The following is a 20,086-nucleotide window of genomic DNA, read 5'->3' on the forward strand; positions in this document are numbered from 1 at the left end:
TGAGCTAAGCGGTGCGCACCTTCGGCACTGCGAAAGTCGTCGGATCTGCGCGTTCCCAGTCCCGATTCCACTCCCGGCGCGGTGACCCACGAACCAGTTCACCCTCATCGAGCCACTCGAAGAGGTCCTCGAACGACTCGGCGGACGAATGTCCGACCCTGCGCATCACCAGCGCCGGACCCAGGTCCTCAAAGCTCGTCAGCCCCATGGCGGCCAGCACCTGCATGGCGGACTCGACCGTGCCCTGCTGGTAGTTGTGCACGCGGTCACCCTTGTCCTGCACATCCAGGGCCCGCGCGCGCCGCGGGTCCTGCGTGGCAACTCCGACCGGGCAGCGGTTGGTGTGACAGCTCTGCGCCTGGATGCAGCCGACCGCCATCATCATGGCGCGGGCAGCATTGGTGAAGTCGGCGCCGAGCGCCAGAGTCTTGACGATGTCGGTGCCGCTGGCGACCTTTCCCGCCGCGCCGATCTTGATGGCGCCGCGCAGGCCCGACCCCACCAGCGCGTTGTGCATCATCATCAGCCCCAGTTTCAGGGGTGTACCGACATGATCGGAGAACTCGGGAGGCGCTGCGCCCGTGCCTCCTTCGGCCCCGTCGACCGTGATGAAGTCCGGCAGGACACCGGTCTGCAACATCGCCTTGCACAGGGCGAGTATGTCGGTGCGGGTCCCGACACAGAGCTTGAAGCCGACCGGCTTACCTCCGCTCAGTTGCCGCAGCGTTCCGACGAAGTGCATCAGTTCGATAGGACTGGTGAACGCACTGTGGGCGGGCGGGCTGATCACCGTGACACCGAGCGGCACACCCCGCGCCTCGGCGATCGCGGCGGTCACCTTGGCACCGGGCAACACTCCACCGAGCCCGGGCTTCGCACCCTGACTGAGTTTGATCAGAATCATCTTCACGTTTGGGTGAGATGCTTTCTGGGCGAACAACTCGGGGTCGAAGTTCCCGTTTATGTCACGGCAGCCGAAATACCCTGACCCGATCTCCCAGACCAGCGGTGCACCGTATTCGAGGTGGTGGGCGGTGATCCCGCCTTCGCCGGTCTCGTGCAGAAATCCACCGAGTGCCGCACCCTTGTTCATGGCGCGCACCGCGTTGGACGACAGCGCACCGAAGCTCATGGACGAGATGTTGAACAACGACGCATCGAACGGTGCGCTGCACTGCGGACCCCCGATCCGGACGGTCGGGACCGCGGCACCGATCTTGACCGGCGCCATCGAATGCAGCAGATAGTCGTACCCCGGTTCGGTGATCTCCCGCTCTGTGCCGAATGCCTGCTCGGCATGTAATCCTTTGGACCGCTGATAGATCAGCGAGCGTACGTTGCGATCGTACGGCCTGCCATCGTAATTGCGCTCGATGAAGTACTGCTGCAGCTCCGGCCGAATGGATTCCAGCAGGAACCGCATGTGTCCCAGCACCGGATAGTTGCGGAGGATCGCATGCTTCTTCTGCACGACATCGTGGACCGCGACAACCGTCACGATCACCACCATCGCGACCGCGAACCACCAGGTGGTGTCTTCGTTGACAGCAGCAGCAAACGTGAGAACACCGGCCACGCCCAACAGGCCACACAGTACGTAGAACTTCATGTGGCGAGCCTATAGCTGCGCAGCACCGCTTTTCGCCGCTGCGCCGAACTCGTCAGGACTCCCGACGGTGCCGAACACCATCGACTCCTCGATCCGATCGAAACGGTGATCGAGGTAATCGAGAACGAAGTTGTGACGGACGTTCCACGGCCGCTTGGTGCCCGACTTCGGTAGCGCATGCGGGTTGCGCTGCACGTAACCCGCTTGTAGATCGAACGCCGGCTTCTCTGCCATGACCTGATCACCGAGATGTGGATAGCAGTGCGTGTAGCCCTTCTCCCCCATGTACGCCAACAGTTTTGCGACCGCCTGCGCCGTCATGTCCGATCGCATCGTCCACGAGGCGTTGGTGTAACCGACACACCAGGCCAGGTTCGGAACGTCCTCGAGGAGGTGCGCTTTGTAGACGAATCGATCACTGGGTTTGACGTCGGCACCGTCGACGCTCACCGACACCCCACCGAGCGACTGCAGTTGCAAGCCCGTGGCCATCACCACGATGTCGGCATCGAGTCGCCCTCCCGATTCGAGCAGGATGCCGGCCTCGTCGAAACCGGTGATGCGGTCGGTGACCACCGCTGCTCGGCCCCGGGCGATCGCCTTGTAGATGTCTGCGTCGGGTACGGCGCACACCCGTTGATCCCAGGGTTGGTAGGAGGGCTTGAAGTGGGTGTCGACGTCGTATCCGGCCGGCAGATTGGCGACCGCGATCTTGCGGAGGTACTTCTTTATCGCCCCGGGTAGCTTGCGGGCCGCCGCGTAGGAGAGCACCATGATCGCGATGTTCCGCCATCGGATGACGGCATGAGACACTCTGCGCGGCAATACTTTCCGGATGAAGTCTACGGTCGGGGTCTGTCTCCTGATGGAACCGATGTACGCAGGCGACCGCTGCAGCATCGTCACCTTGGCTGCATCGCTCGCCAGCGACGGAATCAGGGTGATCGCAGTCGCCCCGCTACCGATGACCACGACGTCCTTGTCGGCGTAGTCGAGATCCTCGGGCCAGAACTGTGGGCTGACGATCTGGCCCTCGAATTGATCCATACCGGCGATGTCGGGGGTATAGCCCTCGTCGTAGTTGTAGTAGCCGGTGCCGAAGAACAGGAACCGGCAACTGTAGGTCAACGCCACGCCGTCCTGCTCGGCACGCACGGTCCAGGTGTCGGTGCTCGAATCCCAGTCGGCGGAATGCACGCGGGTGCCGAAGTCGATGTGCCGGTCGATCCCGTGTTTACGCGCCGTATCGGTCAGATAGTCCCTGATGTCTCCGCCGTCCGCGACCGACTCCGGCCGCGTCCACGGCTCGAACGGGAAGCTCAGCGTGAAGATGTCGCTGTCCGACCGGATGCCCGGATAGCGGAACAGATCCCAGGTGCCTCCGATCCGGCTGCGGCGCTCGAGGATCGTGAAGCTCAGCCCCGGGTTCTGCTGTTTGATCCGGTAGGCAGCGCCGATCCCGGAGATACCCGCCCCGATGATCAGGACATCCGTGACGAGCGCATCCACGTTCTCAGCGGCCGGTAGAGCACTGCCGGAGGCCGAATGGTCAGGTGCTGATTCTGCGGTCATAGAAGATCTCCCAGGTGGTCGGCATCGGCCGGGGCACGGCGACACCGGACCACACTCTCAGCCCAGGGTGATCACCGCGCCGACCGACCCGAGCACCACGATAAGCACGACGAGGTCGATAAATCTCGGACTCCGGTCGATGCGTGCCACTGATCCGATCCCGCCCCTGGCCTCGATGGCCGCAGCGAGCTCACGACCGTTCTGCACCGCCAACGAACAAACCACCGGAAGACAGGCGGCCCAGCCGTTGATGCGCTCGGGAACACTCTGCTTGTGCTCCGGTTTGCGCTGCGCGATGGTCTGCAGCAGCGTGCGGAAATCACTGATCAAGAACGGGCACAAGCGCAACGCCAGGGCAACCGACACCGCAGCCGACTGCGCCGGGATGCCCACCCGCGCGGCCCAACCCACCAGCCGTTGGGCGAACGACGGGATCTCGACCATCGGTGTGGTCCAACAGAACAGCAGCGCGCTGTACAGCGACAGCACGGTCATCGAGATCAGGATGCCCCAGTAGGAGGCGCCGCCCAGCCCCAACTCGACCCCGGCGACCGTGACGTAGGGATCGGCGCCACCCAACGCTGTGATCGTGCCCCCGAACAGGGTGATCCAGATGAGCCACAGTGGCAGTCGCGGCAGGGCAGCGCGCGGAACCTTGCCCAGCAGTGTCCATCCGGTTGCGATACCCGCGCCCACCGCGACGCTGAGCCAGGTCGGCTCGAGCGCGAACATCACGGCGATCGACGCCAGCACCAACAGCTTGGTGCCAACCCACCATCCTCGGGCCGGTGAGGGGTGCGGAAGCGTCCGCACGACGCTCGCCAGGTTCGCGGTCGACTTCAGCGTCGACGGATCTGGGGCCGGGGCCACCGGCTGCCCGTCGATGGTCCCCTGGTCCACGACGATGGTCCGGTCCACGAGTTCGGTGAGCTCTCCGACGTCATGCGAGATCACGATGAGCGTGGTGCCGGAGGCCTTGACCCTGGCCAGTGCCCGCACCATCGCCGCGCGGGCCGGGGTGTCGAGACCGGCGAGCGGTTCGTCGAGCACCAGCAGACGCGGCCGGCAGGCCAGCAGCCCGGCGAGGGCCACGCGGCGCTGCTGGCCGACGGAGAGTTGATCGACGAGCGCGTCGCCGAGTACGGCGGGATTGAGACCGAGTTCGATGAGGGCGACGTTCACCGCGGTGTCATCGACGCCCGCAGCATCTCGGATGTCGGACCGCACCTTCGACCGGACCAGCTGCAATCGGGAGTACTGGAACCCGAGCAGCGCGTGTTGACGGCCGTTGCGGACCTGCGCTCCGTCGACCATCACCGAACCACTGGTGGGCGGTTGCAGGCCGGTGAGAACCCGCGCCAGCGTCGACTTCCCGGCACCGTTCGGTCCGGTGATCAGGACGGCCGAGCCGGCCGCGATCTGCAGGTTGAGTCCGCTGAAGATCTGGTTGTGCCAAGGGGTTCCGGCGTCGTGGGCATAGCCGACGTCGTAGAGACCGACATGCGCACCATGGATGTGCCCGATCCCCCTGGTGGGGGTGAGCAGTTCGGCCCCGGCATCTCGGTGGCTCGAGTCGAGCACCACCTCACGGTCTGCGAGCGCGGCCTCGCCCACGTCGTGGGTGATCTGCAGGACCGCGGTGTCGCCACTGTCTGCGAGCTCCCGGAAGACACCGATCACCGCCCGGCGACCCTCTTGGTCGACCATCGCGGTCGACTCGTCGCTGATGAGCACCGCCGGTTCGCGCGACAGCGCCGCGGCGATCGCAAGTCGCTGGAGCTGTCCGCCGGACAGTGTGGTCGTCTCCCGCGTCAGCATCCCCGACAGGCCGACCCGGTCGAGCAGAACGTTCATCTGGTCCTCGGTCAGCTGGGGATTGCCCCAGGCGAGGTCGTCGGCGACGACCATGCCCAGTACCTGCGTCTCCGGGCGTTGGCTGATCACCGCGGTGCCGCCGCGCTTGCCCAACCCGACAGCTCCCGGTCGCTCCACCGTGCCTGCGGTCGGGGCCCGACCCGCGACGACCCCTGCGAGAGTGGATTTCCCGACTCCGTTCGGGCCGGTCACCGCGACGACCTCTCCGGCGCCGAGACTCATCGACACATCGTGGATCGCCGGTACCGGTGCACCCGGGTACTGCACGCCCACCCCACGTAACTGCAGCGGCAACGGCGCCACCGGCCCGTGTTCGTCGATCCTGTCGCCGGAGTGCGGGGCTCCCAGACGGGCGATCATCCCGGGTACCGGACCCTTGAGCACCACGTAGACGGCCAGGCCCGACAGGGTCACGCCCACGACTCCAGCTGCGGGGATCGCGATCCACCAGTACCTCAGGGACCAGGTGACCGCCGGGTCGATGATCGCGGTGAGCGATTCGAGCCCCGCGTTGTTCATCACCCGCTCGGTGCCCTGCCAGCCGTTGCGGATCTGGGTGATCATGAACTCGCGGTAGTCGGTCAGGAGTGCGATGAACGCGGTCGCGATCGCCGAGGACGGAATCGCCAGGAACAGGAAGGCCGAGAGCGTGACTCGCGGCGTTTTCCAGCTGCGCCGAAAGGCGACACCGGCCAGCGTTCCGAAAACCGCCGCGCTGCCAACGAGATTGGCCGCGGTCACCCCACCGAAGAGGAACGCCACGACCCAGCCGGTGAACGCCGCCAGGATGCTGACACGGAACCGGCGCCTGCCAGCGAGGATCGCGTAGGGCACCGAGGCAACCAGCGACGCCGCGCCTCCGATCGGCAGCACCCGACTCAGGACGCAGATGGCCGCGGCGACATCGGCCAGCGCCGCCGCCTCGGCGATCTCGACGGCGGTGACCCGTCTGCGGGCACGGGCGTCTACCGGCGGCGCAGTGACGCCACCGAGGTCTGGTCCTACTGCTTTACGTGTGATGTGTCCAGATTGCCAGAGCGCGCCGGTGCCGGGCCGCGCAGACCGTGAGAAATCGAGGCGCTCAGCCGGCCTTGCGCTTGGCAGGCGCCTTCTTGGCCGGGGCTTTCTTGGCTGCTGCCTTCTTGGCGGGGGCCTTTTTGGCGGCAGCCTTCTTCGCCGGGGCCTTCTTCGGCGCGTCCTCGTCCTCGTCGTCGTCGGAGTCTGCTGACGCCGATCCTCCCCGGTCCTTCACGGACGCACGCAGGGCGGCCAGCAGGTCCGCGACCTCCGAGTCGTCATCGTCGTCGTCGGCCTTCTCCGGTGCGGTGAACGCCTCGGTGCCCTCGGCCTTCGCCTCGATGAGCTTGCTCAACTCCAGTTGGTAGGTGTCCTCGTACTGCTCAGGGTCGAAGTCACCCGACATCGACTCGATGAGCGAGGCCGCCATCTTCAGTTCCTGGGGCTTGAGGTCGGGGGACTCCTCCAGGGAAGGGAACGCTGCCTCCCGCACCTCGTCAGGCCACAGCAGGGTCTGCAGGGTCAGGACGTTGCCGACGACCCGCAGAGCAGCCAGTCGGGTGCGGTTGCGGAGGGTGAAGGTGGCGATGGCCAGCCGGTCGGTCTCCTGCAGCGCTTCTCGCATCAGCGCATATGCCTTCGGCGATTTGCTCGCCGGTTCGAGGTAGTACGGCTTGTCGAAGAAGATGGGATCGACCTGGTCGACCGGCACGAAGTCGGTGATCGAGATCTCGGGGCTGCGTTGCACGGGCAGCTCGGAGAGGTCGTCCTTGGTCAGGACCACGGTCTCGCCTGCCTCGCTCTCGTAGGCGTTGGCGATCGACGAGAACTCGACCTCGTCGTCGGTTCCTTCACGGACCTTGCGGTACCGGATCCGGGTCCCGTCCTTCGAATCGACCTGGTGCGACTTCCGGTCATGACTCTCGGTCGCCGAGTACACCTTGACCGGCACATTGACCAGGCCAAAGCTGAGATCGCCCTTCCAAATCGAACGCATATCGTCATTGTGCAGGTATCGGCCATTTGACGCAGCCCCCTGGCGCGGGAAAAGTCGGGTCATGCCCAGCCGCAACAGCCTCGACGTCGACGGGCACACCATCGCGGTGACCCATCTCGACAAGGTGCTTTACCCCGCAACGGGGACCATCAAGGCACAGGTCATCGAGTACTACAGCGAGATCGCCGACGTGATGTTGCCGCATATCCGTGACCGGCCGGTGACCCGGAAACGCTGGCCGGACGGGGTGGAGAGCACCCCGTTCTTCGAAAAGAACCTGCCGGGGCACGCCCCGGAATGGGTGGGCCGGGTGCAACTCGAACACAGCGACCGAAGCGTCGTCTACCCGGTTCTCTCGTCGCGCGCCGAGCTCGTCTGGCTGGCCCAGCAGGCTGCGCTCGAACTGCACGTACCGCAGTGGACACTCGACGCGGACGCTGCAGGCGTGTCGTACAAACAGGATCGGATGACCGACCGTGTCGTCCTCGATCTCGACCCCGGACCCGACGTCACCCTGTTCCAGTGCGCGAGTGTCGCGTTGCGTATCCGAGAGATGCTCGACGGGATCGGGTTGCGCAGCTTCCCGGTGACGAGCGGCTCCAAAGGTATTCACGTCTACTTCCGGCTCGACGCCCCGATCTCCGCCGACTCGGCGCGCAAGGTCGCCAAGCAGATCGCGAACCATTTGCAGTCGGAAAGCCCCGACCTGGTGACCGCGCAGATGACCAAGTCGGTCCGTGGTGGCCGCGTCTTCGTCGACTGGAGCCAGAACAGCGCGTCGAAGACAACGCTCGCCCCCTATTCGATGCGTGGCCGCGACGAGCCCCGGGTGGCTGCCCCCCGGGCATGGGAAGAGTTGGAAGACAAAAATATCCGGCACATCATGTTCGACGAGATGACGGGCCGACTCGACGAGTTCGGCGATCTGCTCACTGGGCTCGAGGATGTGTCCGCCGCCGATTCGGCCCCGATACCCCAGGCCACGACGGCCACAGCCACCGACGTGGTCGACCTCGGCGAGTACCGGCGCAAGCGAGACGAGAACAAGACCCCGGAGCCGTTCGGTAACACCAGAAAAGCGGACAGTAGATCCGACGACGACCGCGCCGAGGGCCCGATGTTCGTGATCCAGGAACACCACGCCCGGCGGCTGCACTACGACTTCCGGCTCGAACGCGACGGCGTGCTGGTGTCGTGGGCGGTACCCAAGAACCTGCCGCTCGAAGGGGACAAGAACCGCCTCGCCGTCCAGACCGAAGACCACCCGATCGACTACGGGGACTTCGAAGGCGACATCCCGGCCGGAGAGTACGGCGGCGGCCACGTCGAGATCTGGGACCGGGGCACCTACGAGACCGAGAAGTGGCGCGACAAAGAGATCATCGTGCGGTTGCACGGGGAGCGTATCCAGGGCCGGTATGCCCTGATCAAGACCGGCGACAAGAACTGGCTGGCGCACCTGATGTCCGACGAGCCGCGCCCGATCGTGCCCGACAGCCTGCGCGACCCGCGGCCGATGCTGGCCACCGACGAGTCGATCGAGAAACTGACCGGTGACACCTGGGCCTTCGAGGGCAAATGGGACGGGTATCGAATCCTGTTGCGCTACATCGACGGAAAGCTCCGGCTGACCTCACGGTCCGGCATCGACATGACCAAGGACTTCCCGTCGCTGCACACCGTGGGCGACGACCTGGGCCTGCTCGATGTGGTGCTGGACGGTGAGGTCGTGGCCTTCGACGACCAGGGCCGGACCAATTTCACCCGTCTCGCCGGCCGCAGCGAGATCGGGGATGTGGACGTCAAACTGCTGCTCTTCGACATCCTCTACCTCAACGGGTCGTCGCTGCTGAAGCTCAAGTGGGAGGACCGACGGGGCCTGCTGGAAGAGATCGCCAAAGCCTTTCGCTCCGATCTCGTCCAACTCCCACCGCTGCTCGACGGGCCGGGGTCGGTGGCCATCGCCGCGAGCCGCGATCGCGGCTGGGAGGGCGTGGTCGCCAAACGCCGCGATTCCACCTACCAGCAGGGCAGGCGATCGAAGACATGGCTCAAGCAGAAGAACTGGAGCGACATCGAGGTCGTGATCGGCGGCTGGCGTCCGGGCAAAGGGGGCCGCGGCGCTCGCATCGGGTCGTTGCTGATGGGGCTGCCGGAGGAGACCGGGCTCCGCTACGTGGGGCGCGTCGGGACGGGTTTCAGCGACAGTCAACTCGATGCCCTGATGGCCGAACTGGAGCCCTTGCGTCGCAAGACCTCCCCTTTCCTGGACTCCCTCGACCGCAAGGTCGCGGCTGACGCCGTCTGGGTACTGCCGAAGTTGGTCGCCGATGTGAGATTCATGGACTGGACCACCGCAGGTCATCTTCGTCACCCGTCGTGGCGGGGTATCCGCCGGGACAAGCTGCCCGGTGACCTGTGAGCGGCGCCGGGAGAATGTGACCTGCGGGGAACCAAACGTTACGGTCGTAGACAGGTAGCAGTCAGAGCGTCACCCGGCCGCCGCGATGGCCCGGGTGAGGCTGGAACACGACGAAGGCAGCGCCGGGGCTGGTTCCCGAGCACGCGTTCACGCTGAACCACTAGACCTGGAGGAGAGCACGTGCTCGTCGTCGCGCACATCAGCGATCTGCATTTCAACGGCACCGCCGGCGGACGCGATCGGGTCACCTCGGTCCTGGACTACATCAACCGCAGGGCCGACGGCATCGACGCGCTGGTGGTCACCGGCGACATCGCCGACGACGGCCGCCAGAGCGAGTACGAGGAAGCCGCGGCGACGCTGATCACCCCGCTACCGATGCTGGTGCTGCCCGGCAACCACGACGTCCGCGGCGAGTTCGGGCACGCGCTCCTGCGCGGGACCACCGAGACCGGTCCGCTCAATCACTCGCAGATGATCGCGGGCGCGCTGTTCCTCATGTGTGACAGCTCGATCCCCGGCCAGAACGAGGGCCGCCTCGACGACGACACCCTCAACTGGATGGATGCGCAGATCGCCGGCGCAGGGTCACACATCCCGGTGTTCGTGGCGTTCCACCATCCGCCGGTCACGCTGCAGATGCCGTTCATGGACACCATCCGGCAGACGGGTGAGGAACGGCTCATCGCGCTGGTCGACAAGCACCCCAACATCGTCGCGTTCCTGTGCGGACACGCTCACACCGGCGCGGTCACCGCGTTCGCAGGACGGCCGTTGTGCCTGGCCCCCGGGGTGTCATCGACGCTCAACCTGCCGTTCGAGGGTTCCGAGGTCGTCAACGAAACCCAGCCTCCCGGTCTTGCGTTCCACGTCTACGCGGAGGGCCGCATCATCAGTCACTTCCGGTCGGTGCCCGCCGCCTGACAGACGCAGCGGCGATCAGGCAGCCGGCTTGATGAAGGCCCGTGGCGCGATTCCGGTGCCGCGCTCGGCCGGTATGCCCACCACCTGTGTGGCGTCCTGATACAAGGACTTCTGGTTCACCTTCGACGGCGGTGCCGCGTTGGTCACCAGATTGCGGGTCGACGTGGTCGCACCGGCCACCGGGACCCCTGCGATCAGGAAGGCGCTGGCCGCTCGTCGTATCTCGTCCGGCGAGGTCACCAGGACGACCTCCCGCATGCTCAATCCGCGCACGGCTTCGGCCGCCAGCGAGGCATGCTGCGGCAGGGTCTGGGCACGGGACTCCAGGTGTATCCGCGAGGCGGGGAGCGCATGCGCAACGAGCCAGTCGCGCATCACCGCGGCCTCTGCTCGGCCGTGCTGCGAACCGCCCGCCGAGATGAGGATCGGGGATTGATAGGCGATGATCGCCTGGGTCCAGGCGGCGAACAGCCGGCTCGCCGTCTCGTCGGTGGGAGATCCGTCGGGCCGGAGTCCCGCGCCGAGGACCACGATGCCGGTGGTCTGCGGGTAGTACCGCGGCACGGGGTCGGGGCCGATCCGGACGCCGGCGTCGATGGCGGCGATCGAGTCCCTGACCCGGTGCGCCAGTGCTCGGTCGAGGTTGTCGAGTGAGGTCAGCGCCGACTGCGTCGCTTTCCTGTCGGCGCAGTAGTCGGACCACAGAGCCTGCAGGGCGAGTGCGTCGGTGTCGCGAGGATTTGCGGCGAGCAGAGTGCGCAGTTTGCTCAGGCCGGCCGTCGCGTTACCACGACCGAACTCGTCCTGAGCAGCGTTGAACATGGCGGTGAGGTCGGCCTCGGAGACCGTCGGCATCACGGCCGACGACGCCGGATTCATCACCGTCGGGATCAGGGCCACGGCACCGGTCGACATCCCGATGGCCGCCGCGGCAGCCACGAGTGTCCTATTCACACGCGTCACACGCGCAACTTGAGTCACTGGCGTAACAGTATCCGACCGAAGCTACAGGTCCGCACTGAAGAGGTCTCAGCTCGATAACACCGGTTACGGGTGCGTAGTCCGGGCCCAAGACCTCACCTGCGCCATTCACACCCCCACTCACCCACCCGAATTCGCGTGCGCCACCCAAAACAACCGGTGGGCGACGCAAAAACGGGTGGGGCAGCGCACTCATTCCCACAGTCACCCCACACACTCACCCACCCGAATTCGCGTGGGCCACCCAAAAGAACCGGTGGACGACGCAAAAACGGGTGGGGCAGTGCACTCATTCGTCCGAGGTGATGCGCGTCGAGGCCCCCGCGGGCAGCATCAGATCCATGGGTCTCTTCAACCGATCACGCAACGACGTCCCCGCGCCGATCCAGTACCAGATGCGCGAGAAACTTCTCTCCATCGGGGACGACTACTGGATCGAGAACAGTGCCGGCCAGAAAGTGTTCAAGGTCAACGGCAAAGCTGTTCGATTCCGCGAGACGTTCATCCTCGAAGACAGCAGAGGCGCTGAACTCGCGAAGATCCAGGAGCGCAAACTCAGCGTCCGCGACAAGATGCACATCCAGCGCGGCAGCTCCGAGGCCACAGTGCACAAGGCTCTCATCGGGATCCGAGACCGGTACACGATCAACCCTGACTCGGGTCCGGACCTGAAGGCGAAGGGAAACTTCGTCGACCACGAATACGACATCGAGCGCGACGGCCATACCGTGGCGACGGTCTCCAAGAAGTGGTTCCGACTCCGCGACACCTACGGCGTCGAGATCAACGCGAATGAAGATCAGGCGTTCATCCTGGCCATCACCGTCTGCATCGACGAGCTCTCACACGACTGACCTCAGCGGTCCAAAGCCCTGATCAGCAAATCCCTGATCTCCGCTTGTCCATCCTCAAGCGACCGGACTCGAGCGTTGGTGTCGCTCACGGTCGTCGACACAGATCCCAGCCGTTGTTCGACAGCGACAAGCCCGGTTTCCACGTTTCCGAGCCGCTGGGACTGTTCGCGCTGATTCTCGCCGAGCGCATTGATCGCGGCAAGCACTGCTCGATAGTCCGCCTGCGCAGCTTCGAGCGCGGCGATCCGGGCCTCGAGGTCTGCGAGCGTTGCCATGGAGAAAGGATAGCCACTTCCTACGACACCGGATGTCTACCGAGCTCCCACCACCATCCGCTCCGCGAGATCGGCGTACGTCTTCGCGAGTCGCTCAGGGTCGCGATGTCGGGTCGACGGAAACCAGCGGCAGACATCCACGCAGAGCGACGAGATCGCCAGCACCACGTCGTCTGGATTGTCGATCTCGAACTCCCCCGACTTCTTTCCCCCTTCCACGATTCCGGCGATGACCGCCGTCGTCTGGCGGCGGATCGCGACGATGGTCCGATAGTGCTCGGGCGTCAACGCGTGCAATTCGTACTGGACGACCCGGGCGACGTGCCGCTGTTCGGCCTGCCAGCCGGCAAAGGCGGCGACAACAGCGCGTAGGCGTCGGAGGTGATCTGCATCCGGTTCGTCGGCCTCCTGCAATACCCGCAGAGCGGCCCGGTGGCCCTGCAGACTGATCGCGAACAACAACTCTTCCTTCGACCGATAATGCGGATACATCGCCGTCGCGCTCATGCCCAGACGCTTGGTGATCTCCCGCGTCGACGTCCCCCCGTACCCCGACTCCGCGAAGGCCTCGATGGCTGCACGCCTGATCCGCTCTGCCGCCGCAGAGTCCGAGACCTGCTGGACCATGTGCCTTCCTTCCGCATCGAGGATCTTGACGAAGATCGCTGCAGAGTGCATCCTAAGCGAGTGCTCATATATAAGCGAGCGCTAATTTCTTCGATCGAGCCCGCCCAACCGCAAGGACACCCATGGCCGTCTCACCACTGTCCCGTCGTGACCTCGACTTCCTGCTGTACGAATGGCTCGACGTCACTGCACTGACCTCGCTCGAGCGCTACACCGAACACTCGAAAGAGACGTTCGACGGAATCCTCGACCTGTGCGCCGACATCGCGATCAAACGGTTCGCCCCACACAACAAGAAGTCCGATCAGAACGAGCCACGGATGGGTGACGACGGCAAGGTCGTGATCATCGACGAGGTGGGCGCCGCCCTGGACGAGTTCGGCAAGGCAGGAATCGTCGCAGCCCAGTTCGACGAATCCCTGGGTGGCATGCAGCTGCCCACCGTCGTGGCCCGCGCGGCCATGGCCTGGTTCCAGGCAGCCAATGCCGCGACGTCGTCGTACCCGTTCCTGACGATGGCGAACGCCAACCTGCTCGTCGAATACGGCACTCCCGAGCAGGTCGACACCTGGGTCAAGCCGATGCTCGAGGGCCGGTTCTTCGGGACCATGTGCCTGTCCGAGCCTCAGGCCGGATCGTCCCTCGCCGACATCACCACCAAGGCCGAACCCGCCGACGACGGCTCCTACCGGATCACCGGGACCAAGATGTGGATCTCCGGCGGCGACCACGAATTGTCCGAGAACATCGTGCATCTCGTGCTCGCCAAGGCACCGGGCGGCGGTCCTGGCGTCAAGGGGATCTCCTTGTTCGTGGTGCCCAAGTTCCTCGCCGACGGCACCCGCAACGACGTGGCGCTCGTCGGGCTGAATCACAAGATGGGCAACCGCGGCACCACCAACACCCTGCTGAACTTCGGCGACGGGACACACCATCCCGTTGCGGAATCCGGCGCTGTCGGATACCTGGTCGGCGAAGCACACCGCGGCCTGAGTTACATGTTCAAGATGATGAACGAGGCCCGCATCGGGGTCGGATTCCTCGCCACCTCACTCGGATACGCCGGATACCTGCAGTCGCTCGACTATGCGAAGACCCGAACCCAAGGTCGCCCGGTGACGAACAAGGACCCGAACTCAGCACCCGTCGCGATCATCTCTCACCCTGATGTGAAACGGATGCTCCTGGCCCAGAAGTCTTATGTCGAGGGCGCTTTGGCGCTCGGTCTCTACTGTTCGCGGCTCGTGGACGAGCAGCAGACCGCCACCGACCCCGCCGTCGCCGCAGCGCGCCTACTGCTGCTCGACGTGCTGACCCCCATCGCGAAGAGCTGGCCGTCGCAATGGTGCCTCGAGGCCAACAGTCTCGCGATTCAGGTCCTCGGCGGATACGGCTACACCAAAGAGTTCGACGTCGAACAGCTCTACCGCGACAACCGCCTCAACCCGATTCACGAAGGCGCCCATGGGATTCATGGTCTCGATCTGCTCGGCCGCAAGGTCGTCATGCAAGGCGGCGCTGGTCTGCAACTTCTCGTCGAAACGATCTCGGCCACGATCGAGCGCGCCGAGTCGGCCGAACCCGAGTACGCCGGGACGCTTCGGACCGCCGTCGACCGCCTCGTCGAGGTCACCGGAACCCTGTGGTCTGCAGGCGATCCCGCAGTCAGCCTGGCGAACTCGACGCTGTATCTCGAAGCCACCGGACACGTGGTGATCGCATGGATCTGGCTGGAGCAACTCCTCGCGGTCGCTGACAACACCGGCGACTTCTACGAAGGCAAACGCGCCGCGGCCCAGTATTTCTACCGGTACGAGTTGCCGAAAACCGGCCCACAATTCGACCTGCTGGCGAATCTGGATCGGACCACCCTCGACACGCCGGACGCCTGGCTCTGATCCCACTGGTCCCCGACCCCAGAATTCGCGCCACCTGCCGCGATTCGCTCCTGTTGTACCTGGCGCGTATCGCAGTAGGTGGCGCGAATTTTGGGTGGTGACGCCGTCAGGCGGTAGGTCGCGTGCGGACGTACATGTCGAGATCGACCGTCAGCACGGTGGTGTCGCCCGTGGCGAGTACACCTTCGGTGACCACGAGGGCCCGACCCGGCTTGTCGAGGTCGACCTTCGTGACCTTCAACGAGCCGGTCAGTTCTTGGCCCGAGCGAACGGGGCTGCGGAACTGCACATCTCGCAACGTCCGTCCGGCGATGACGGCCCAGCGGTTGTAGGCACCGAGCACCGAGAGGCGCTGGAAGACGGCAAGGGTGTGGATGCCACTGGCGATGACCTCGCCGAAGTATCCGCCGGCTGCAATGTCTTCGTCGACATGGAACCCCTGCGGATCCCACTGCCGCGCAAAGGAAAGGATCTCGTCTCGGGTCACGGTGTACGAACCCAGTTCGTACGTGTGACCTTCGACGAGATCCTCTGCGTAGAGCACGTTTCCTAGAGGGCTTTGAGTTCTTCGATGACCAGACCGACGGACTTCTTGGCGTCGCCGAAGAGCATCGAGGTGCCCGGTGCGGTGAACAGCGGGTTGTCGATGCCGGCGTAGCCCGAGGCCATACCGCGTTTGAGGACGATGACCGAGCGGGACTGGTCGACGTTCAAGATCGGCATCCCGTGGATCGGGGACGACGGATCGTTGCGGGCGGCGGGGTTGGTGACATCGTTGGCGCCGATGACCAGGGTGACATCGGTGCGCGAGAACTCACCGTTGATGTCGTCCATCTCCTTCATCGCGTCGTACTCGACATCAGCCTCGGCCAGAAGCACATTCATGTGCCCGGGCATACGACCGGCAACGGGGTGAATGGCGTACTTCACCTCCACGCCCTTCTCCTCCAAGATCGAGGCCATGTCCTTCACCGCGTGCTGAGCTTGGGCCACCGCGAGCCCGTAACCCGGGACCACGATCACCTGCGAGGCGTACGCCATCTGGATGGCCGCATCGGCGGCACTGGTGGCCTTGACGGTGCCCTGCTCGCCGGCCGGGCCGGCCGCGGCAGCGCCGCCTCCGCCACCGAACGACCCGAACACGATCGCCGGGATGGACCGGTTCATCGCCGTGGCCATCAAGTTGGTCAAGATGCTGCCTGATGCGCCGACGATCATGCCGGCCACGATCATGGCGGTGTTGTTGAGCGCCAAACCTGCAGCCGCGGCCGACAAACCGGTCAGCGCGTTGAGCAGCGAGATGACCACGGGCATGTCGGCGCCGCCGATCGGCAACACCACGAACAGGCCCATGATCGCCGCTGCGACGAGCACCAGCACGATCCACCACTGCGACGAACCCTCGCCCGGGGTGGCGTTGACACCGATGAACACACACGCCGCGAGCGCGATGAGCAGCAGCACGATGTTGGCGACCTGGAAGATCTTGGCGTTCTTGACGAACGCCTTCTCGACGTTCTTGTTCAGCAACTCCTGCAGTTTCAGGAACGCGATCAGCGAACCCCAGAACGACACCGACCCGATGATCGCCGCGAACAGCGACCCGATCACGATGTGAACGGTCGGGGACTCACCGTGCTTGAACTCCGAAAATCCTGCGGTCTCGATGAACTCCGACCACGCGATCAACGCCACCGTGCCGCCGCCGACACCATTGAACAACGCCACCAACTGCGGCATCGCCGTCATCTTCGTCCGCTTGGCCGGCGGCACACCCAAAATCACACCGATCGCCAAACCGGCCACGATCAAAATCCAGTTGATGGCATAGGTGTCGCGGATCTCGATCAACGTCGCGACGACGGCGATACCCATACCGGTCGCGGCGATCCAGTTGCCACGCACCGCGGTCTTCGGTCCGGTCAGCCCCGACAACCCGAGGATGAACATCGAAAACGCAACAATATAAAGAATATTGACCAGATTGTTCACTTGTCAGCTCCCTGCTCCGGCGCCGCCACAGGGGCCTTCTTGCTCTTGAACATGCCCAGCATCCGGTCGGTGACCAAGAACCCACCGACCACGTTCAGGGTTCCGAAGATCAACGCCACGAACGCGATGATCCGCACGCCCCACGGAGCATCATCGGGCAAGCGGCCCAACACGATCAACGCGCCGAGCACCACGATCCCGTGAATGGCGTTCGTCCCCGACATCAACGGCGTGTGCAAGGTGTTGGGCACCTTCGAGATCACAGCGAAGCCGACAAAACCCGCCAGCACCAAAATCGCGATATTCGCGAGTAAACCCGTATACATCTCTAGGCACCAGCCTTCACATCAGTGGTCTCGCGGGTCACACACGCCGCGGCCAATACCTCGTCCGAAAAGTCCGGCGCGAAATTACCGTCATCGTCGAGCGCGAGTTCGATCAACGCCAGGATGTTCTTGGCATACAACTCGCTGGCATGCTCGGGCATCCCGGCCGGCAGGTTCAGCGGGCTGCAGATCAGCACGTCGTGCTTGATCACATTCTCACCGGGCTCGGTCAGCTCGCAGTTGCCGCCGGTCTCACCGGCCAGATCGACCACCACACTGCCGGGCTTCATACCTTCGACCGCGGCCGCGGTCACCAGCCGCGGTGCCGGACGACCCGGCACCAACGCCGTCGTGATGACCACATCGAAACTCTTGATCGCGTCCTCGAGGGCCTGCTGCTGCTTCGCGCGTTCGGTGTCGGTCAACTCACGGGCATAACCGCCTTCACCGGCAGCGTCGATCCCCAGATCGAGCCACTGCCCGCCCACGGACTTGACCTGCTCGGCCACCTCCGGGCGCACGTCGTACCCGGTGGTGCGGGCGCCGAGGCGCTTGGCCGTGGCCAGCGCCTGCAAACCCGCCACGCCGACTCCGAGGACCAGCACCGTCGCCGGCTTCACCGTTCCGGCGGCGGTGGTGAGCATCGGGAAAAAGCGAGTGGACTTCTCCGCCGCCAAGATCACCGCCTTGTAGCCCGAGACGTTGCCCTGCGAGGACAACGCGTCCATCGACTGCGCACGCGAGATCCGCGGGATCGCCTCCACCGCGAAGGCCTGCACCCCGGCCGCCTTCAACGCACCGATCTGATTTTCCTGATTGCGCGGCGCCAGAAACCCGATCAACGACGAACCCGACGACAACTTCCCGATCTCGGCGTCGGTGGGAGCATCGACCTTCACCACCACATCAGCCGACCACGCATCACCGATCGACGCACCGGCATCGACATACAGCTGGTCCGGGATCAAGGCAGCCTCACCCGCACCCGACTCCACCACCACCGGCACACCCTTGTTCACCAGCGTCGCGACGACCTTCGGGACCAACGCCACCCGGTTCTCCCCAGCCGTCGTCTCACGCACGACACCCACACTCATACAAGCTCCCTCGTCATGGGTATGGGTGGGCAACCGAACGAGCTGCTCTGGCGCCCACCCCTAAATAGCCTGATGTGGCGCACGACACGCGTGCGCCACATCACTGCGTTGGAACATAGCATGCGAAGCGGGGTGGTCATGGTGTTGAACTCGACACACTCAACAGTTACGGACACCCGAACCGGAGCAGATGGCTGCACGCATTTGCGCAGTACAAACGGTGGATTTCAGACTAGAACTGGACCGCCGTGATCACTTCGCCCGTCGGCTGAGGAGATCCCCCATCGGGTTCGATGGTGATGCCCAGCTTGTCGGAGCCCGTCAGGTCGTCGAGCGCGATCACCTGACGCCCGGGGTCGCCCTGCATCAGGCCCACAGACGTCGGATCGTGCGAATCCCCGAGCAGCCACATCTGGTACGTCTGACCGGTCGGGGTCGGCGGCAGGCCGTCGGCGAACACCACCGCTGTGTTCGCCTCCCGGGACGCCGCGACGGTGACATTTCCGCCGCCGACAGCATCCTGTCGTAGCTGCATATCGGGTGCGCTGAGCACCTTGCTCGTGTCCTGCTCCAGCTCGCTGGCTACAGGCGCGCCCGTGTCCGGGGCGGTCACCCTGCCGACGAGCACCCCACCGATGACGAGCATGAGGGCAGCAGCGACCGAGCCGACGGCGATGCTGATGCGACGACGACGAGCAGCGAGGTCGATGACGTTGTTCGGCGGACTGACGTCCTTGTCGGGTTCCACGCCATCGGTGGACCGGTCAAAATCCGGCGGCTCCAGCGGCGCAGACGACAGGCTGGCGAGCAACTGCTCTCTGATCTGCGGGGGCGGAGGCGTCGCGACCTGGACGGTCATCTTCGCCAGCGCCTCACGGGTGCGGGACACCTCGTGCCGGTACCTGCGTTGCTCGGCTACCGTCTCGCGGGCGATCTCGACCTCGATGCGGTCGATCTCGGTGTCGTCGAGCGCACCAACCGCGTAGAGCTCGATGTGCTCATCGAGCCAGCTGTGTTCAGCCATTGGGGTTCGCCTCCAAGCACGTCTTGAGGCGGCGGAGGCCGTCGCGGATACGGGACTTGATCGTGGGTAGGGCGGCGTCCAAACGCTCCGCGACCTGCCGATATGTCAGGCCACCATAGTAAGACAGTTCGATGCTCTGGCGCTGGGTGGCGGTGAGGCTGCCCAGGCAGAACATGACGTCCGAGCGTTCTTCCTCGGCGATCACCGAGTCGGCGACGGTGTCCCCCGGCGCCTCGAAGTTGGATACCGAGTAGTCGTTCGAGCGCTTGCCGGCGGCCTCTTCACTGCGTACCCGGTCAACGGCGCGGCGGTGGGCGATGGTCAGCATCCAGCTCAGCGCTGACCCGGCCGACGGGTCGAACCCGCCCGCCTTCTGCCAGATCTGCAGATATACCTCTTGCAGCGTCTCTTCGGCGTAACCACGATCGCGTAGTACGCGAAGGATGAGCCCGAAAACTCGGGCGCCCGTCGCGTCATACAACTCAGCAAAGGCCTGTCGATCATGGCCGGCCGTCCTGATCAGCAGATCAGTCAGATCCACCTGAGCTTCGGGGATTCGGTCGGTCACATCCATAACACTAGCGATAGTCATCAGA

17 protein-coding genes are annotated in these 20,086 nt (G+C 64.8%); 4 read left to right on the forward strand and 13 right to left on the reverse strand.

The features are described 5' to 3' along the window. Positions 1–4: 4 nt before the first annotated feature. From BH683_RS27480 to BH683_RS27495, 4 genes are all read right to left on the reverse strand, one after another. On the reverse strand, positions 5–1,609 hold the full coding sequence (locus BH683_RS27480; protein ID WP_084839454.1) for an FMN-binding glutamate synthase family protein: 1,605 nt from the start codon (positions 1,607–1,609) through the stop codon (positions 5–7). Between the two features lie 9 nt (positions 1,610–1,618). Continuing rightward, a complete protein-coding gene (locus BH683_RS27485) occupies positions 1,619–3,181 on the reverse strand; it encodes an NAD(P)/FAD-dependent oxidoreductase (RefSeq protein ID WP_084839455.1) in 1,563 nt (520 codons plus the stop codon). A gap of 57 nt (positions 3,182–3,238) precedes the next feature. Next, positions 3,239–5,986 (reverse strand): DUF2232 domain-containing protein, encoded by a 2,748-nt coding sequence (locus BH683_RS27490; protein WP_281492338.1) that lies wholly within the window; start codon positions 5,984–5,986, stop codon positions 3,239–3,241. A 151-nt stretch (positions 5,987–6,137) separates the two neighbouring features. Further along, positions 6,138–7,070 carry a Ku protein gene (locus BH683_RS27495; protein WP_084839457.1) on the reverse strand — a complete coding sequence of 311 codons (933 nt, stop codon included), beginning with the start codon at positions 7,068–7,070 and terminating at the stop codon, positions 6,138–6,140. A 61-nt stretch (positions 7,071–7,131) separates the two neighbouring features. On the opposite strand from BH683_RS27495, the gene BH683_RS27500 reads away from it, so the two are divergent. Further along, a complete protein-coding gene (locus BH683_RS27500; protein WP_084839458.1) occupies positions 7,132–9,492 on the forward strand; it encodes an ATP-dependent DNA ligase in 2,361 nt (786 codons plus the stop codon). A 180-nt stretch (positions 9,493–9,672) separates the two neighbouring features. Continuing rightward, entirely contained in the window at positions 9,673–10,416 is a 744-nt protein-coding gene (locus BH683_RS27505) for a metallophosphoesterase (RefSeq protein WP_084839459.1), read from the forward strand. 15 nt (positions 10,417–10,431) lie between these two features. Here the strand turns inward: BH683_RS27505 and BH683_RS27510 are convergent, their stop codons facing one another. Next, entirely contained in the window at positions 10,432–11,379 is a 948-nt protein-coding gene (locus BH683_RS27510; RefSeq protein WP_143696144.1) for a YdcF family protein, read from the reverse strand. A gap of 359 nt (positions 11,380–11,738) precedes the next feature. On the opposite strand from BH683_RS27510, the gene BH683_RS27515 reads away from it, so the two are divergent. Continuing rightward, positions 11,739–12,251: an LURP-one-related family protein gene (locus BH683_RS27515; protein ID WP_084839634.1), complete on the forward strand. Its 513-nt coding sequence runs from the start codon at positions 11,739–11,741 to the stop codon at positions 12,249–12,251. 2 nt (positions 12,252–12,253) lie between these two features. Here the strand turns inward: BH683_RS27515 and BH683_RS27520 are convergent, their stop codons facing one another. Both BH683_RS27520 and BH683_RS27525 read right to left on the reverse strand, forming a co-directional pair. After that, entirely contained in the window at positions 12,254–12,526 is a 273-nt protein-coding gene (locus tag BH683_RS27520; protein WP_084839461.1) for a hypothetical protein, read from the reverse strand. Between the two features lie 36 nt (positions 12,527–12,562). Continuing rightward, positions 12,563–13,153 (reverse strand): TetR/AcrR family transcriptional regulator, encoded by a 591-nt coding sequence (locus BH683_RS27525; protein ID WP_084839635.1) that lies wholly within the window; start codon positions 13,151–13,153, stop codon positions 12,563–12,565. 122 nt (positions 13,154–13,275) lie between these two features. On the opposite strand from BH683_RS27525, the gene BH683_RS27530 reads away from it, so the two are divergent. Next, positions 13,276–15,051 carry an acyl-CoA dehydrogenase gene (locus tag BH683_RS27530; protein WP_084839462.1) on the forward strand — a complete coding sequence of 592 codons (1,776 nt, stop codon included), beginning with the start codon at positions 13,276–13,278 and terminating at the stop codon, positions 15,049–15,051. Between the two features lie 106 nt (positions 15,052–15,157). Here the strand turns inward: BH683_RS27530 and BH683_RS27535 are convergent, their stop codons facing one another. The 6 genes from BH683_RS27535 to sigK all read right to left on the reverse strand — a co-directional run bounded on the left by BH683_RS27535 (position 15,158) and on the right by sigK (position 20,064). Next, on the reverse strand, positions 15,158–15,595 hold the full coding sequence (locus BH683_RS27535; protein ID WP_084839463.1) for a MaoC/PaaZ C-terminal domain-containing protein: 438 nt from the start codon (positions 15,593–15,595) through the stop codon (positions 15,158–15,160). A gap of 5 nt (positions 15,596–15,600) precedes the next feature. After that, positions 15,601–17,043, reverse strand: a complete 1,443-nt coding sequence (locus BH683_RS27540) for an NAD(P)(+) transhydrogenase (Re/Si-specific) subunit beta (protein WP_084839464.1) — start codon at positions 17,041–17,043, stop codon at positions 15,601–15,603. Further along, positions 17,040–17,369: an NAD(P) transhydrogenase subunit alpha gene (locus BH683_RS27545; RefSeq protein ID WP_084839465.1), complete on the reverse strand. Its 330-nt coding sequence runs from the start codon at positions 17,367–17,369 to the stop codon at positions 17,040–17,042. The genes BH683_RS27540 and BH683_RS27545 overlap by 4 nt, the downstream gene beginning before the upstream one ends. Before the next feature lie 2 nt (positions 17,370–17,371). Beyond that, positions 17,372–18,466 (reverse strand): Re/Si-specific NAD(P)(+) transhydrogenase subunit alpha, encoded by a 1,095-nt coding sequence (locus BH683_RS27550; RefSeq protein WP_084839466.1) that lies wholly within the window; start codon positions 18,464–18,466, stop codon positions 17,372–17,374. A gap of 232 nt (positions 18,467–18,698) precedes the next feature. Further along, the gene (locus BH683_RS27555; protein WP_084839467.1) at positions 18,699–19,490 is read right to left on the reverse strand and encodes an anti-sigma factor; all 792 of its coding nucleotides are present in this window, start codon (positions 19,488–19,490) and stop codon (positions 18,699–18,701) included. Beyond that, entirely contained in the window at positions 19,483–20,064 is a 582-nt protein-coding gene (gene sigK / locus BH683_RS27560; protein ID WP_084839468.1) for an ECF RNA polymerase sigma factor SigK, read from the reverse strand. Before sigK ends, BH683_RS27555 begins: the two co-directional genes overlap by 8 nt. Positions 20,065–20,086: the final 22 nt, after the last annotated feature.

This window comes from Williamsia sp. 1138 (assembly GCF_002095435.2).
Lineage (GTDB): Bacteria > Actinomycetota > Actinomycetes > Mycobacteriales > Mycobacteriaceae > Williamsia.